Here is a 15,077-nt window from a genome sequence, read left to right on the forward strand (position 1 = left end):
ACGAGAAAATAAGTAATATGCAAAAAACTTTAGGCGTAGTGCTAGCTGGTGGTTTATCTTCTCGAATGAAACAAGATAAAGCAACTTTACAAAGAAATCATGAAACCATGTTGGACTTTAGCCAATCAATACTAAAACAATGTGGTGTTGACGACATTGTTATTAGTGGTAGTAATTACCAAATTAAAGATTTATTTCAACACTTAGGTCCGTTATCAGGTATTTTCAGCGTTATTGAGCAGTGCCCCGCTACAGCATTATTAATTCTTCCCATTGATTTACCCCTATTAAAAGCCAACACATTGAAACAATTAAAAATAGTCGGTGAAGTTAGCCAAAAAGCATGTAGTTATGAAAATCATCCTTTACCACTATATCTTCCTGTAAATAGCTTTGTAGAACTATTTTTACAGAAATCACTAAGTACAACTTCGGGTAAAGGGCCTTCAATTCGACAGCTTGTAAAAGCCATTCCACATAAAACAATTGCAGCGCCAAACACTAATTGCTTATTTAATACCAATACTCCAGAGCAGTGGAAACATGCTCAGCGTTCTTTTATACGAGAGTAAATAATAGCCAATAAAAAGCCCTCTTTATTGAGGGCTTAACATACTAATAAATTCTATTTAAATAATCCTGAATGTCGATCTGAGACGGCCTCTCGCCAACCTCCAAGCCACTCAGATTTGGCCGTAGCATTTTGGTAGGGACAATTTTCTTTATTTCTTCCACAAAGGCCTGCTTGATAACCATTTGAATACGCTCTATCTAAGCGGTCTCTTTTTTGTCTTCTCATTTATAAATCTCCATAACTTATTAATAAGTATAGCTTTATTAAACAATTACACAACCAAACATAAACGATGTTTGATAATTCATTTAAGATCAAAACATGATGCTTTGCAAGTCATTTAGCACGAAGAAAAATTGAAAATTTGGGGAGAAATTATACGATAATTGATAACAATAAATGCCATAAAAGAATTCATTGTAAAAACAGTTTGTTAATAAAAATGAAATATAACTGCAATATATAAAAGGAAGTTTTTAAGAACAAATCGATTTATTAAAAATAGATACTAATTTATCTGAGTATCTATTCAAAATAATATTAATGTGATTACTTTGTCAGTAGAGGTTTTAACATTTCTTCAAGTCCATTTAATTTTATTTCATACATCAGGGCCAATTGCTGGCCTAATTTACCTTCAGGAAATCCTTTGCCATGAAACCATACTAAATATGGTTCAGGTAACTGTAACAGTTTTCGTCCGGCATACTTGCCAAACGGCATAACTTGATTAACCGTATTAATAAGTTCTTGTTGATCTGGAAGCACTATATTACCTAAACCATTTAAAAAATTATTGTAAAGGCGCAAACTTCACGCCTTTCAAACAGTGGTTATATTTTAGTGATACTAAAAAGTTAATCCCTAAAGTTAGTGAACTGAAAAGATTGATCAAATTCACTGTTTTTTACCAGTTGCATCACAGCTTGAAGATCGTCACGCTTTTTACCCGTTACACGTAATTGCTCTCCCTGAATAGCAGCCTGTACTTTAAGCTTACTATCTTTAATAAGTTTCACTATTTTTTTAGCGACGGGTTGTTCAATTCCCTCTTTGAAAGATACATGTACAGTACAGTTTTTGCCTGAAAACTCATATTTACCAACATCCATGGCTTTAGCATCAATCTTGCGTTTGGTTAACTGCGAACGTAATATGTCAACGATTTGCTTAACCTGAAAATCACCTTCAGACTTTATAACAACATTAGGTTTTTTCCATTCTAAACTAGCTTCAACACCACGAAAATCAAATCGTGTATCTAATTCTCGACTTGCATTGTCTGTTGCGTTGCGTACTTCTTCCAAATCAATTTCAGAAACAATATCCATTGAAGGCATAACTCAATCCTAACCAGTAAAAATAAACGAGATTCTAGCAAAGTATTTATCATTGCTAAACCTAATTTTAGTATTTACCAAGAGCGTGTTGCTTTTGAATTATCATGCTAAAATGATTCTCTATTTTCCAATTTCTCAAATAGTTCGCTTAAAATGAATCGCCATTACCAGTTACTTATTGTATTAATTATTCTCATTAGCAGTTTTTGCGCCTATTTTATGTTGGATGATTTGCGTGCCATCGTTTTTAGAGGGACACAAATTGATTCTATTGGCCATATCATTAGTTTTTTTCTACTAACTTGGCTATTAAATGGCATATTCAAACTCCCATTAACCAACTGTGTTATCACAATTAGCATCTATGCTGCTTTAACGGAGTTAGGACAGTATTACTTAGGTTTTCGTAACGGAGAATTAAGCGACTTCTTTGCTGATTTAGTGGGTATAGCCCTGTTTGCACTATTAAGATGGGGAATTACCATTTATCGGCAGAGCCGTATAAAATGAATATCGTTATTGTTGGACAAGGTCCTATTGGTTTAATGTGGTATAGATATTTAGCTTTATCTACGGCTAATAATGTAAAAATAGTGTGCTCAAAAAACGTACAACCCCCCCCTTCCTTTTTTAGTTTTTCTAACTTAAATGCCAATCCCCCTGATAAGTTGGAACAAATTAAACTAGTATCAGCTGATGATGATTCAATAACTAAAGCAGATTTAATTATTGTCTGTGTAAAATCGTTTCAGGTAATTAGTGCACTTAAACGATTGCAAAATATCCTTAATTCAAAAACCATTATTGCCTTATGTCACAATGGCATGGGGGTAAAAGAACAACTCCCCGACACCATAAAGCAAGCTCAGACTATTGTTAGCTTTTTAATCACCCATGGCGCAAAACTTAATGCCCCTTTTGATATTGTTCATACTGGTTTGGGAAAAACAGATATTGGTCTCGTATGTGGATCGTTAAACAGTAAAAAACAAGCTCAATTAATAAAGACGATTGATAACGCTCTCCCTCAAACAAGTTGGCAAGATAATATTCAACAAAAACAATGGGAAAAATTAGCAATAAATTGTGTTATTAACCCGATCACAGCCATTCATAACATAAAGAATGGCGATGTTAATCAAGAACAATACGATCAAACTAAAATACAAGTATTAGAAGAAGTTATTACAGTAGCAAAAGCTGAGGGCATTGAACTTAACCATGGTTCCTTATTAAATATAGTCGATCAAGTAATCCTACTAACAGCTGAAAATAGCTCTTCTATGCGAAGTGATATTCTAGCTAAACGCTCCACTGAAATAGACTATATCAATGGCTACATTCACCAACTTGGCATTAAACACCTAATACCTACACCACAAAACTCTTTATTGTGGCAACAAGTTAAAGCAACTGAATTACAAGATAAAAAATGAAGTAAGCCAACATACAGTGTTTCAACCATTACTAGCGCTTTCCTAGAGCATAAATATTGTAAATCTATATTTTGATACAGATAGCATTTATTCCAAATACTGATATGCTAAATAAGAGACAAATACTTAGCTTCGCATATTAATAGGGTTCTATTTTTGAGAAAAAACCTGAAAACAACCACTAGCAACAATAGGATGATCCATCACACAAATGTAATTGCTTTATTTGCATTGGTGGGGATGTCTATTACAGCTTCTATGGGAATTCTAGGGTTATTTAACGAAAATTATTTTTTAGCAGCGGCTCTGTTTTTAGCAAGTATTATTTATTTTTTAGGTTATTTTTCTTTAAAAAAATTCAATAACACAAACTTAAGCTCAGCTATTGTTCTTTACTCACTTTATCTGCTCATGTTTTATCTAGTATTTACAGGTGGAGTTGAGAATACCGGACCTTTATGGATTTATATTGTCCCCCCAGTCTCATTATATATCCATGGATTTAAACGCGGTTTAACGGATATAGCACTATTTATCATCATCATTGGCATGTTTATGTTTATGCCTATAAATGTAACAACTTACAGTATTGAATTTAAATTACGTTTAATCTATTCATTTCTAACAGTAACTTTCCTATCGGCCTTATACGAATATTCAAGAACACAATCTTTTAAACGCATTTTAGAGTTAAGCAATAAATATGAGCAACTGGCAAATTACGACCCATTAACACAATTATCTAATCGTCGTGACGCTCTACATATTTTACAACGAGAACAAGCGAGAATATTACGTAATAAAGAAGCATTATCGATTATTTTATGCGATGTAGATTACTTTAAAAAAGTTAATGATCAGTTAGGACATAATGCGGGAGATGCTGTTTTAGTTGAGCTTGCCAGCTTATTTACTCGCAGCATAAGAGAACAGGATTGTGTAGCTCGTTGGGGTGGTGAAGAATTTTTATTCATTCTACCGCAAACATCCGCTCAAAACGCCTTTGTGTTTGCAGAAAAAATCAAAAAACAAGTACAGAATCATTTAATTCGTTATGAGAATAACGACATTAACATAACGGTAAGTATGGGGGTTGTTCAATTACATAGTGATATCAGCATTGATGAAGCAATCAACAATGCTGATAAACACTTATATCAAGCAAAAAATTCAGGACGAAATGAAGTATATCCTAAGCCATAGCTTGTGGATAAGCTAATGTTTATTAAATAACTCTATTTTCGATATACTTTTACATTACTAAAGCCATTATCAAGTAAATAAAGCGCCTGTAATTTACTCATAATACCTTTATCACAATACAATAAATATTGCTTAGAGTTGTCTAAATCGCCAAACTGTGTGGCTAATTTATAAAAAGGAATATGCTTAACTTCCACGCCATCTATTGTTAACGGATTTTCATCTTCTTCTTCAGGACTACGAATATCTACAACGACTTCATCTTTACCAATTTTATCAACCGTATCAACCGCAGTAATCTCAGCTTCCGTTTCTTGGCCAATATCACGGATATCATATACCCGCATTTCCTCAACCACTTTATCTAAAATAGAAAAATCAAAGTTATCTTCTTCTTTTTCAACTTTTGATAAAACAGCTTTTACCGTAGGTTTTTTAGATATAACTCCACAATATTCAGGAATTGTTTTAGCAAAATCCTCAGTACCAATGTGTCGAGCAATATCGATAATATCTTGCTTATCATAAGCAACTAAAGGACGTAGAATTAAAGTCTCTGTAACTCTATCTATCACGTTTAAATTGGTTAATGTTTGGCTTGACACTTGGCCTAAACTTTCACCTGTCACTAATGACTGAATACCTCGCATTTCAGCTACTTTAGCTGCAGCACGCATCATCATGCGTTTAAGTACAACACCCATTTGACCATTTTCAATTTTTTCTAGGATCTCAGCAACCACAGGTTCGAAATCAATCGCGTAAAATTTAGTGCGATGTGATGCACCAAATTTATCCCACAAATAATAGCTTACTTGTTTAACACCAACTTCATGGGCTGAGCCGCCTAGATTAAAGAAACAAAAATGCGTACGAGAGCCTTTTTTAATCATTTGATAGCTAGCAACACCAGAATCAAAACCTCCTGACATTAATGACAATACATCTTCTTGAGTCGCAATTGGAAAACCACCTAAGCCTTTGAATGCATTACTGACAATATTTAAAACATTATTTTTAATTTCTAAACGGATTGTTACATCTGGCTTTTTCAATTTAACTTTAGCACTTTCAACATTTTGGTTTAAACCACCACCGACGTATTGCTCAACATCTAACGATTTAAAGTCATGCTCACCTGAACGTTTAACACGTACACAAAAGGTTTTATTTTCGATAGTTTGCGCATGAACCGCTAAGGTTTTTTCAAAAATATCATGAAGATCGGTAAATTCCATTTGCTGAACTTCAAGAAATGCTGGTACACCAGGAATACACTTTAAAGTTTCAATCAACTTTAAGCGATTTTCTGGGCTATTATTCTTGGTATTAACTTCAATGCTATCCCAATTAACACGTGTGGTGAGTTGCTCATCAACCCGACGTAAGACATTTTTAACATTAGATTCTAAGATCTTAGTAAAACGTTTACGCACAGGACGGCTTTTAATGGTGATTTCAGCTTGTAATTTTACGATAAACTTCATAGTAAAAGGGGATCCACATAAAATAATGGCGCGAATTATACACGGATAAGCTTAAATTGGGTATCAGCAATTCGACTGAGTTTGTTACAAGTCTTTAGGTAAAGATAAGGGCATCAAAACAGATACCCTTGCTAAAGTGTTTTTTATCGTGTCTTTTAAGCTTGTATTTCGTATATTCGAAACACTTACTGAGCATCACTTGAAATTGAAATAGGCTCTGAAACTTTGGCTTTACCTTGGTTTATTGCTATTTCAACTCTACGATTACGACGACGATTAAGTGCATTAGTATTAGGTACTAAGGGTCGAGTATCAGCATGACCAACAACTAACATACGCGTTTGATCAAAATCAGGTACTTTCACTAATTCGTGTGCTATGGCAACCGCTCGTTTAGTAGATAAATCCCAATTAGAGCTATACAACTCTGAGTTTATCCCTTGATTATCGCTATTACCTGATACCATCACTTCACCGGGGATCGTTGTTAATAGTTCACCTATTTGACGAATAATTGGTTTGAACTTTGGCTGTAAAAAAGCAGACCCTGCAGCAAATGAACCATTTTCACGAATACGTATAATGACCTGCTGTCCTAAAGATTCAAGCTCGATAGCTCCATCTTGGATCTGTTTCTCCATTTGATCAGCTATTTTTTTCACTAATTCATTAACTTGATCTTTTGATGCTTGCTTTAATTCAGCTTTAGCTTGTTGTTCTGCTTGCGCAGACTGTGCATCATCTGTACTTTGCGATTGTCCACCACGTTCTGTTCCTCGTTGCTCCTGACGCCCACCCGCTGATGTTTCATCGCCAGCCTGAAACTCTAACATTTGTTGCGTCATTTCCATGGTCTGTTGCTGGATAACTTCTATAGGAGTCGGCTCTGGTTTACCCGGTCTAAATTCTTGCGCGATAATGCTTGTACCTTTAGGAATATCTTTTACTTCAATTTTATTTTGCACACCAAAAGCAAACTTCATTGACCCAGCGATTTGTTTAAACTTAAGTACATCCATCTCGGAAAAAGATAATAACAATACAAAAAAGCACATAAGTAATGACATTAAATCGGCAAACGTTCCCATCCACGCAGGTAGTCCGGGTGGTGGGCACTTACATTCTGGAGGATTAGCCATAATTAATCTCGTTACTCTTCAGTTGTATTTACGACACGTTTACTTTCTGACAAATAATTTTTTAACAAGCCTTCGATTACTCTAGGGTTTTGCCCATCTTGAATACCAAGTACCGCATCAAGTATTAACTCTTGGTTAAGTTTTTCTTCGGCTAGACGTAGTTTTAATTTATTGGCAATAGGTATCGCAATTACGTTAGCTAAAAATGCACCATATAGCGTTGTTAACAATGCAACCGCCATTGCCGGACCAATAGCCTTAGGGTCATCCATATTTGACAACATAGCCACCAAGCCGATTAAAGTACCTATCATCCCCATTGCAGGTGCAACTTCAGCTAACGCCATTAACATACCAATGCCTTTTTCATGGCGCTCAGTGGTTAAATTAATATCTTTTTGTAATGTACCCTTTACTACGTCAGCGTCATGGCCATCAACTAGCATATCAACGCCTTTTTGCATAAAAGCATTCGATATCTCAGCTTCCTCTAACGCAAGAAAACCACCTTTTCTCGCCGCATCTGCCATTTCAACCGATTTTTCAATTAACTCTTCAGGCTGTTCAATTTTAAACATGAACGCCTTAGCGATAATTTTTCCAATACCAAAAAACTGCCCAAGGTTATAATTAGATAACACAACAAATGTAGAACCACAGAAAACAATTAGAATAGACTGAGTATCAATAAACATGTTGATATCACCGCCTAGCACCATTGCCATAACGATAAAACCAATAGCTCCTAAAATCCCCAGTATCGTAGCTAAATCCACAAAAAAGTCTCCTTAATACGTTGTTTTAATAACAACCTTAATTTGGTTAATACTATTTGATAATACAATACGGTTTAAATATACGCGACTATATATGAAATATTATATTGTTACTGTCTTATTATTATCGCCCATATTGTCAATAACTTAACTTAAAATTAAGATTAATTTTTTACTATTACGGTTCAACGGTAAAAAAGATATCTTAATGTTACGTTGACCCAAGCAGCAAGCTAAGGTAACTTTGCGCCTATTGACCTCATTCAATTTATCTATAGCATCTCATATATTGCTTTGGCACAAAAAATTATGGCACGAAAAAAATTAGAAAACTTAAGCTTTGAAGAATCTCTCAAGGAATTAGAACAAATTGTTCAAAACTTAGAAGCCGGTGAACTAAGTTTAGAAGAAGCGATGAATTTTTTTGAACGAGGGCTAAATTTAAGTCAACTTAGTCAAGAAAAACTACAAGATGCAGAACAAAAAATTCAAATGTTAATCACCCAAAATGGACAACAAAGCCTAGCAGACTTCAACGTTGCAGAGAATGAGCAGTGAGCCAATTAAGCGAAATCGATTATTTACAACAACAAATTAATAGCTTTCTTACCAATAAACTTGATCAATTGACTGTTAATAATGAGAAATTGTTAGCCGCAATGCGCTACGGTCTTTTAATTGGTGGCAAGCGCATGCGCCCTTACCTTGCTTACATCACAGGAAAAGCTCTTAATGTAGAAAGTAAAGATGCACAAGCTATAGGCGCTGCAATAGAGTGTATACATGCATACTCGCTATTACATGACGACTTACCCGCTATGGATGATGATGATCTGCGTAGAGGGCAACCTACTTGCCATAAAGCCTTTGACGAAGCAACAGCCATACTTGCAGGCGACAGTTTACAAACACTCGCATTTGATATTATCGCGAATCATACATTCTCAGTTTATAGTCAAACAAAGCAAGTAAAATTAATCCAGCAATTAGTGAATGCCGCAGGATATCAAGGCATGTGTGGTGGTCAGGCAATGGATTTAGCTGCGACTGACAAAGCCATTTCATTGAATGACTTGGAAAAACTACATGCATTAAAAACAGGCGCGTTATTGGAAGCTTGTGTATTAATGGTCGCTGAATGTGCTGAGCAAGTTACTGATACAGAAAAACAGCAGCTCGCAATATTTGCCCAAAGTATTGGTTTAGCTTACCAAGTACGTGATGATATAATTGATATAACTTCAACTGATGAAGAGTTAGGGAAACCCAGTGGTTCTGATGTTGCAGCGAATAAAAGCACTTATCCTGCACTTCTAGGTTTACAAGGCGCACAAGAAAAAGCTGAACAGTTATACCAACAAGCACTTCAAGCTTTGACCCATTTACCTTACAATACACAAACTTTGTCGCAATTTGCTACTTTTATAATAAAACGTACCAGTTAAACTGGGCTAATAAACTATGACTAAAAACCTTAACGACTATCCTTTGTTGTCTCAAATAGATGCACCAAAAAATTTACGAGAATTGTCTCGCTCTCAACTACCACAAGCGAGTGAAGAATTACGTCGTTATTTATTAAATTCTGTAAGTAAAAGTAGTGGTCATTTTGCATCAGGCTTAGGCACTATAGAATTAACAGTCGCGCTGCATTATGTTTATAACACCCCTTTTGACCAATTAATTTGGGATGTAGGCCATCAAGCCTACCCACATAAAATACTTACTGGGCGACGTGATCAATTACATACCATCAGACAAAAAGAAGGTCTACACCCATTTCCATGGCGTGAAGAAAGTGAATACGATGTATTAAGCGTAGGTCACTCAAGTACCTCTATTTCAGCTGCATTAGGCCTTGCAGTTGCGGCAGAAAAAGAAGGAAAAAATCGTAAAATCGTTGCCGTTATCGGTGACGGAGCGATGACAGCGGGTATGGCATTTGAAGCGCTCAACCATGCAGGCGATATTCATAAAGATATGCTTGTTATACTCAATGATAATGAAATGTCTATTTCAGAAAACGTTGGGGCGCTTAATAACCACTTAGCTAAAATGCTATCAGGTAGTTTTTATACCGGCATTCGTGAAGGTGGCAAGCGCATACTCAAAAACATTCCTCCTATTAAAGAACTTGCTAGTCGTGCTGAAGAACACCTTAAAGGCATGGTTGTTCCTAGTACTTTTTTTGAAGAGTTAGGCTTTAATTACATTGGACCAATCGATGGTCATGATGTGAATGGATTAGTCGATACTATTAGCAATATGCGCAGTTTAAAAGGCCCGCAACTACTCCATATTGCGACTAAAAAAGGTAAAGGTTACGAAGCTGCTGAACAAGACCCTATTAAATATCATGCGGTACCTAAGTTTAACCCTGAAGAAACATCATTACCCAAAAGCAAACCAAGCTTGCCCACTTATTCAACAATATTTGGTGATTGGCTTTGTAAAACAGCTGAATTAGATGAGAAACTTGTAGCCATCACACCCGCGATGCGCGAAGGTTCAGGTATGGTTGAGTTTAGTCAACGCTTCCCTAATCAGTACTATGATGTAGCAATTGCTGAACAACATGCAGTAACCTTTGCCGCTGGCTTAGCTATTGGCGGCTATAACCCAATAGTCGCTATCTATTCAAGTTTTCTTCAACGCGGTTACGACCAATTTATTCATGACGTTGCTATTCAAAACCTACCTGTAATGTTTGCTATCGATAGAGCTGGCATTGTCGGTGCTGATGGACCTACACACCAAGGTTCGTTTGATTTAAGCTTTATGCGCTGTATTCCCAACTTAGTTATTATGGCGCCAAGTGACGAACGTGAATGCCAATTAATGCTGACTACTGGGCATAAATTACAGCAGCCTTGTGCAGTCCGCTACCCTAGAGGAAATGGTATTGGCAAAGAGCTACCTAACATCAACGAAACCATTGAGATAGGTAAAGGCAAGGTTATTACAAAAGGTCAACGTATAGCCATTTTAAGCATTGGTACTATGTTAAACCAAGCAACAGAAGCCGCTAAAACACTTAATGCGACTCTCGTTGACATGCGCTTTATTAAGCCATTAGACACAGCTCTCATCGATAAATGTTGTGATGAACATGAAATTATTATTACCGTTGAAGATAATGCAATTGCAGGTGGTGCTGGTTCAGCTATTAATGAATATATATTACAACAAGGCAGAACAATTAAAATACTAAATATTGGTCTACCCGATCAGTTTATTAAACATGGCACTCAAGAAGAAATTCACCATGAGTTAGGGCTAGATAGTAATGGTATTATTGCAAAAATAAATACATTTTTAACTTTGTAACCACTTCACTGTAACGAATTTAACACAAATAAAATACAAGAATAAAAGCACTGTTCTGCTTCAGTGCTAGACACCTTGTTCTAAATTACGATATAAATGTTAATAGGAATAGTGTTAACGCTATTTAAAAGATAAGTTTATTGTTAAGAAGTCATACGCTAAAAATCAATCCATTATTCAATAATAAATAATTTTAAAAAGGATGTTCCGTGACTAAATACTTTGCGAGCTATTTAATGCTTTTCTTCGGTTTCGTGCCTCTACTCACTAAAGCTGACGGTCTTAATGATCTCAAACGCGCTTTGCAAAAACTTAATAGTAACACCCCTATTTCAGCAACATTAATAACAACAAGCTATCATCAACAAGGCGAAGGTAAAAACAAGATCGTCAAAAGTGGTGAGGCACAAGTATATTTAAGTGACGACCACCAAGGCTTGCAAATTACCTATAGCAATCAAATATTAGCTAAGCTTGAGCACGAAGCAAGTGAACGTATTAAAGATGAAAATGCAGAAACACCAACCCTTAATGCCATTAATAAAAATAATGCTACCGAGATAAAGTCTACATTATCTGCAGCTAGCGATATTATCAGAACTATGGCCCAAGCTAACTTTATTAATGAAGAAGCTATCACTATTAATGGAGAGGAGTTGCGCCAATTAAATTTTGAGTTACCGGTTAGTGCGATTATTAATGACAAACGTACACGTGAATATGTAAAAAAGTTTGAAAGTAGTTATAGTGTAGTTATTGATGATAATGGTATTCCCATTAGCACAAAAATAGACTTTAACGGCAAAGGACGTGCATATATAGTATTAAGTGTTAAGGCAAAAGGTTTTGAACATGCAACCTACCAAGTAGTAGAGCAACGTTTAGTAAGAATAACCAATGAAAGCAGCTCCACCTTTGACTCTACTTTTGGTTATACGGAACGTAAAAATAAAAATCTATTAACGCTTAACGAAAATAAAAATGCAGTTATCGCGCTAAATAAAGCACAATAATTTAATCAAAAATAAGCTCACCATTCGATATTTTCGTATTACTGTCTATACTTAACCCTGTATAGGTCATTGCTGATGGAATAACAATGAAAATATCTGCTGTATCAGCTAAGTTTATAGCTGTTTTTATATTATTTTCAACCACGTGTGTATTAGCAAATACCACAAAAAATCCGCACGAACTAACAACAATCAATGTTCAGCTAAAGTGGTATCATCAATTTCAATTTGCCGGTTACTATATTGCCAAAGAAAAAGGCTATTATAAACATCATGGCTTAGACGTTAAATTAATAGAACGTGCACCTGGACCTTCACCCATTGAAAAACTGAGTTATGGTGATGTGGATTACGCAATTGGTGCGGCAGGTGCTATTGTTTATAGGGCTAATGGAATTCCATTAGTAGCTTTAGCTACTTTTTTCCAGCACTCCCCTTCATTATTGATTAGTCGTTATCCTAAACTTTCTGATCTAACGAATAAAAAAGTAATGGTAACTAAAGGCTTAATAAATGCTGAAATCATTGCCATGTTTCGAAAAAATAATATAACGGCTAACAGCTTAAATGTAATTCCTAGTAAACAAGCATTAGGGCAATTTATTCAAGGTCATATTGACGCTTACAATATTTATTCTTCAAATGAAATTTTCACTCTCCAGCAAGAAAAACTTGATTTCTATAGCTTTACTCCTGCTGAACACGGCATCGATTTTTACGGAGATGTCTTATTAACACTAGAGAATAAAGTAAGAAATAGTCCTGAAGAAGTTAAAAACTTTACCGAAAGTACTAAAAAGGGGTGGCAATATGCCATTAATAATATTGATGAAACTATTGATATAATTATGCAAAAATACAATAGCCAAGGTAAATCAAAAGAAGAACTTGCTTTTGAGGCTAAGCAGCTTATTCAGCTAATGTATGCTGATATTATTCCTTTAGGATACATGAATACTGAGCGTTGGCAATTTATTGAAAACGAGCTCAGAAATACAGGAATTTTAAAGGGGCCTCCCATCGATTTAAACAGTTTTGTTTACTCATCAATTTCAAACGAGACTTTTTTACAAGCAATATTTAGTTTTAAAAAACAAATTTTAGTAATTGTAATTGTTCTATTTATTTCCGCTTTATTCTTTCATAATCGACGTTTAAAAGTAAAAATTAAAGAACACACACAACTACTCGAGCATGAACGTGTACAAGCTGAAAAAGAAGCGAGAACAGATGCTCTCACTCAGCTAGCTAATCGTCGGAAATTTATGGAGTCAATTAAACATGACCTATCCATCGCTACACGAAATCACTTAGATTTTTCAATAATTTATATTGATATTGATCACTTTAAAACCATCAATGATACCTATGGACATGCTGCTGGAGATAAAGTATTAGTAACCTTAGCTGATATTTTAAAAAGTAACACACGTCCTTCTGACAATGTATCTCGAATTGGTGGTGAAGAATTTGCGATCACCAGTTTAGGTAAAAATACCAACACGGCTACAGCACTAGCTGATAGGATCAGAAAAAAAGTAGAAGACCATCGTTTCGTATTAGCTGATATCGAGGTTAAAATTACTATCAGTTTAGGTGTAGCAACGTTAATTGATTCACAAACTAGTGATGAATTACTCAAACGTACTGACGATGCGCTTTATAAAGCTAAAAATTCAGGTAGAAACCAAGTACAAGTGGCTTAAAATATCAGATATAAAAATAACTGCACTTGAGAATAAACAGCTCAACTATTAAATTACAACTCAATAACGATTACCCTAAATTAATCTTAAGCAATTGTATTGTATCAATGAAGTCTTCAATTTGAGCAGAAGGAATATCATTAACCATTCTATTAAATACATTTTTTTCTACATTTTTAAACATTTTCATCATTTCCTCTCCTTTTGAAGACAAGACTATATGTTGACTGCGCTTATCTTGTTCATTATCTGTTTTTATAATTAACTCTTGATGAACCAACTCTTTAATAAGCCGATTAATTTGTGCTTTATCTCGGTCCATGAAATCAGCGAGTTTTTGCCCAGTGCAGCCATCTATTAATGAGATCACTTTTAATGACTTCAAATGCATTGGAGATAAATCTAATGCTAATTGCTTTATCTCATGTTTCATATTCTTACGCACCGCATGTACTAAACTAAAAAGCGCCTCACTTAATTCCATTATTTCCCCTATCAAAAAATCTAGATAATTAAATAAAAACATATTGATTGACAATATCAACCAACATGAAATATAGTTGACTTTGTTAACTACATTTATTGGATTTTATTATGCAAAAAAATCAGTAACAGTACTCTTTATGTTCACCATCATGATGACCTTAATTGGCACTATTACAGCTATTATGACATGGAGCAACCATTCAACATCTAAAAACTTTTTAAATACTTGGTTGAGTACTTACCTCTTTGCACTTTTAGTTATTCTCCCCATTGGCAGTGTCATATTTACAATGCTGAACAAATTCATTAATCGTGTATTTTCTGCTAGCAGCAATTTGCAAAAGAACTTGTTACAAGGCTTACTAATGGCTGTGATAATGGAATCAATCATGGCAATAATCACAGTACTAAATAACCATAGTGATAAGTCTTACTATGAAATTTATAATTTATTTTTCAAAAGCTTACTATATGCCTTACCAATAGGTCTTACCTTTTCATGCCTTATAACTTTAGTCATTAAGCCAAAAATTGAAAAATGTCTATCAAGCGTAACTGGTTAACAATTTAAACTATCAAGAGGTATCATT

17 protein-coding genes are annotated in these 15,077 nt (G+C 34.9%); 10 read left to right on the plus strand and 7 right to left on the minus strand.

Annotation, left to right across the window (positions count from 1 at the left end; translation table 11 throughout):
• The first annotated feature begins 17 nt into the window (after positions 1–17).
• Complete coding sequence (gene mobA / locus IE155_RS12670) at positions 18–572, plus strand: molybdenum cofactor guanylyltransferase (protein WP_189378709.1); 555 nt, start codon at positions 18–20, stop codon at positions 570–572.
• 53 nt (positions 573–625) lie between these two features.
• Here the strand turns inward: mobA and rmf are convergent, their stop codons facing one another.
• The 3 genes from rmf to IE155_RS12685 all read right to left on the minus strand — a co-directional run bounded on the left by rmf (position 626) and on the right by IE155_RS12685 (position 1,914).
• Positions 626–799: a ribosome modulation factor gene (rmf, locus tag IE155_RS12675; protein ID WP_189378613.1), complete on the minus strand. Its 174-nt coding sequence runs from the start codon at positions 797–799 to the stop codon at positions 626–628.
• Positions 800–1,123: 324 nt separating this feature from the next.
• On the minus strand, positions 1,124–1,342 hold the full coding sequence (locus IE155_RS12680; protein WP_189378710.1) for a DUF3820 family protein: 219 nt from the start codon (positions 1,340–1,342) through the stop codon (positions 1,124–1,126).
• An 89-nt stretch (positions 1,343–1,431) separates the two neighbouring features.
• Positions 1,432–1,914, minus strand: coding sequence for a YajQ family cyclic di-GMP-binding protein (locus IE155_RS12685; protein ID WP_189378614.1), 483 nt, complete (start codon positions 1,912–1,914; stop codon positions 1,432–1,434).
• Positions 1,915–2,067: 153 nt separating this feature from the next.
• On the opposite strand from IE155_RS12685, the gene IE155_RS12690 reads away from it, so the two are divergent.
• From IE155_RS12690 to IE155_RS12700, 3 genes are all read left to right on the plus strand, one after another.
• A complete protein-coding gene (locus tag IE155_RS12690; RefSeq protein WP_189378615.1) occupies positions 2,068–2,424 on the plus strand; it encodes a VanZ family protein in 357 nt (118 codons plus the stop codon).
• The gene (locus tag IE155_RS12695; protein WP_189378616.1) at positions 2,421–3,350 is read left to right on the plus strand and encodes a ketopantoate reductase family protein; all 930 of its coding nucleotides are present in this window, start codon (positions 2,421–2,423) and stop codon (positions 3,348–3,350) included. The genes IE155_RS12690 and IE155_RS12695 overlap by 4 nt, the downstream gene beginning before the upstream one ends.
• A gap of 195 nt (positions 3,351–3,545) precedes the next feature.
• Positions 3,546–4,553 (plus strand): GGDEF domain-containing protein, encoded by a 1,008-nt coding sequence (locus tag IE155_RS12700; RefSeq protein ID WP_229817285.1) that lies wholly within the window; start codon positions 3,546–3,548, stop codon positions 4,551–4,553.
• Between the two features lie 32 nt (positions 4,554–4,585).
• On the opposite strand, the gene thiI is transcribed toward IE155_RS12700, so the two are convergent.
• From thiI to pomA, 3 genes are all read right to left on the minus strand, one after another.
• Positions 4,586–6,040 carry a tRNA uracil 4-sulfurtransferase ThiI gene (thiI, locus tag IE155_RS12705; RefSeq protein WP_189378617.1) on the minus strand — a complete coding sequence of 485 codons (1,455 nt, stop codon included), beginning with the start codon at positions 6,038–6,040 and terminating at the stop codon, positions 4,586–4,588.
• A 185-nt stretch (positions 6,041–6,225) separates the two neighbouring features.
• A complete protein-coding gene (locus IE155_RS12710) occupies positions 6,226–7,179 on the minus strand; it encodes a flagellar motor protein MotB (RefSeq protein WP_189378618.1) in 954 nt (317 codons plus the stop codon).
• An 11-nt stretch (positions 7,180–7,190) separates the two neighbouring features.
• A complete protein-coding gene (gene pomA / locus IE155_RS12715; protein WP_189378619.1) occupies positions 7,191–7,955 on the minus strand; it encodes a flagellar motor protein PomA in 765 nt (254 codons plus the stop codon).
• 309 nt (positions 7,956–8,264) lie between these two features.
• On the opposite strand from pomA, the gene IE155_RS12720 reads away from it, so the two are divergent.
• The 5 genes from IE155_RS12720 to IE155_RS12740 all read left to right on the plus strand — a co-directional run bounded on the left by IE155_RS12720 (position 8,265) and on the right by IE155_RS12740 (position 14,001).
• Entirely contained in the window at positions 8,265–8,513 is a 249-nt protein-coding gene (locus IE155_RS12720) for an exodeoxyribonuclease VII small subunit (RefSeq protein WP_189378620.1), read from the plus strand.
• Positions 8,510–9,400: a (2E,6E)-farnesyl diphosphate synthase gene (gene ispA / locus IE155_RS12725; RefSeq protein ID WP_189378621.1), complete on the plus strand. Its 891-nt coding sequence runs from the start codon at positions 8,510–8,512 to the stop codon at positions 9,398–9,400. Before IE155_RS12720 ends, ispA begins: the two co-directional genes overlap by 4 nt.
• A 16-nt stretch (positions 9,401–9,416) precedes the next feature.
• The gene (gene dxs, locus IE155_RS12730) at positions 9,417–11,282 is read left to right on the plus strand and encodes a 1-deoxy-D-xylulose-5-phosphate synthase (protein WP_189378622.1); all 1,866 of its coding nucleotides are present in this window, start codon (positions 9,417–9,419) and stop codon (positions 11,280–11,282) included.
• Positions 11,283–11,491: 209 nt separating this feature from the next.
• Positions 11,492–12,295 carry a hypothetical protein gene (locus IE155_RS12735; protein WP_189378623.1) on the plus strand — a complete coding sequence of 268 codons (804 nt, stop codon included), beginning with the start codon at positions 11,492–11,494 and terminating at the stop codon, positions 12,293–12,295.
• A gap of 86 nt (positions 12,296–12,381) precedes the next feature.
• Entirely contained in the window at positions 12,382–14,001 is a 1,620-nt protein-coding gene (locus tag IE155_RS12740) for a GGDEF domain-containing protein (protein WP_189378624.1), read from the plus strand.
• A 70-nt stretch (positions 14,002–14,071) separates the two neighbouring features.
• Here the strand turns inward: IE155_RS12740 and IE155_RS12745 are convergent, their stop codons facing one another.
• Positions 14,072–14,485: a MarR family winged helix-turn-helix transcriptional regulator gene (locus IE155_RS12745; RefSeq protein WP_189378625.1), complete on the minus strand. Its 414-nt coding sequence runs from the start codon at positions 14,483–14,485 to the stop codon at positions 14,072–14,074.
• Between the two features lie 82 nt (positions 14,486–14,567).
• Here IE155_RS12745 and IE155_RS12750 point away from each other — a divergent pair, with 82 nt between their 5' ends.
• Positions 14,568–15,050 carry a DUF2798 domain-containing protein gene (locus IE155_RS12750; RefSeq protein ID WP_506054833.1) on the plus strand — a complete coding sequence of 161 codons (483 nt, stop codon included), beginning with the start codon at positions 14,568–14,570 and terminating at the stop codon, positions 15,048–15,050.
• The last annotated feature ends 27 nt before the right edge of the window (positions 15,051–15,077 follow it).

This window comes from Thalassotalea profundi (assembly GCF_014653195.1).
Classification (GTDB): domain Bacteria; phylum Pseudomonadota; class Gammaproteobacteria; order Enterobacterales; family Alteromonadaceae; genus Thalassotalea_B; species Thalassotalea_B profundi.

Coding starts and splice junctions, on each gene's coding strand:
- IE155_RS12690 (WP_189378615.1), top strand. CDS start 2,068: ATGAATCGCCATTACCAGTTACTTATTGTATTAATTATTCTCATTAGC.
- IE155_RS12695 (WP_189378616.1), top strand. CDS start 2,421: ATGAATATCGTTATTGTTGGACAAGGTCCTATTGGTTTAATGTGGTAT.
- thiI (WP_189378617.1), bottom strand. CDS start 6,040: ATGAAGTTTATCGTAAAATTACAAGCTGAAATCACCATTAAAAGCCGT.
- IE155_RS12740 (WP_189378624.1), top strand. CDS start 12,382: ATGAAAATATCTGCTGTATCAGCTAAGTTTATAGCTGTTTTTATATTA.
- IE155_RS12710 (WP_189378618.1), bottom strand. CDS start 7,179: ATGGCTAATCCTCCAGAATGTAAGTGCCCACCACCCGGACTACCTGCG.
- IE155_RS12745 (WP_189378625.1), bottom strand. CDS start 14,485: ATGGAATTAAGTGAGGCGCTTTTTAGTTTAGTACATGCGGTGCGTAAG.
- rmf (WP_189378613.1), bottom strand. CDS start 799: ATGAGAAGACAAAAAAGAGACCGCTTAGATAGAGCGTATTCAAATGGT.
- IE155_RS12685 (WP_189378614.1), bottom strand. CDS start 1,914: ATGCCTTCAATGGATATTGTTTCTGAAATTGATTTGGAAGAAGTACGC.
- IE155_RS12700 (WP_229817285.1), top strand. CDS start 3,546: ATGATCCATCACACAAATGTAATTGCTTTATTTGCATTGGTGGGGATG.
- mobA (WP_189378709.1), top strand. CDS start 18: ATGCAAAAAACTTTAGGCGTAGTGCTAGCTGGTGGTTTATCTTCTCGA.
- IE155_RS12720 (WP_189378620.1), top strand. CDS start 8,265: ATGGCACGAAAAAAATTAGAAAACTTAAGCTTTGAAGAATCTCTCAAG.
- dxs (WP_189378622.1), top strand. CDS start 9,417: ATGACTAAAAACCTTAACGACTATCCTTTGTTGTCTCAAATAGATGCA.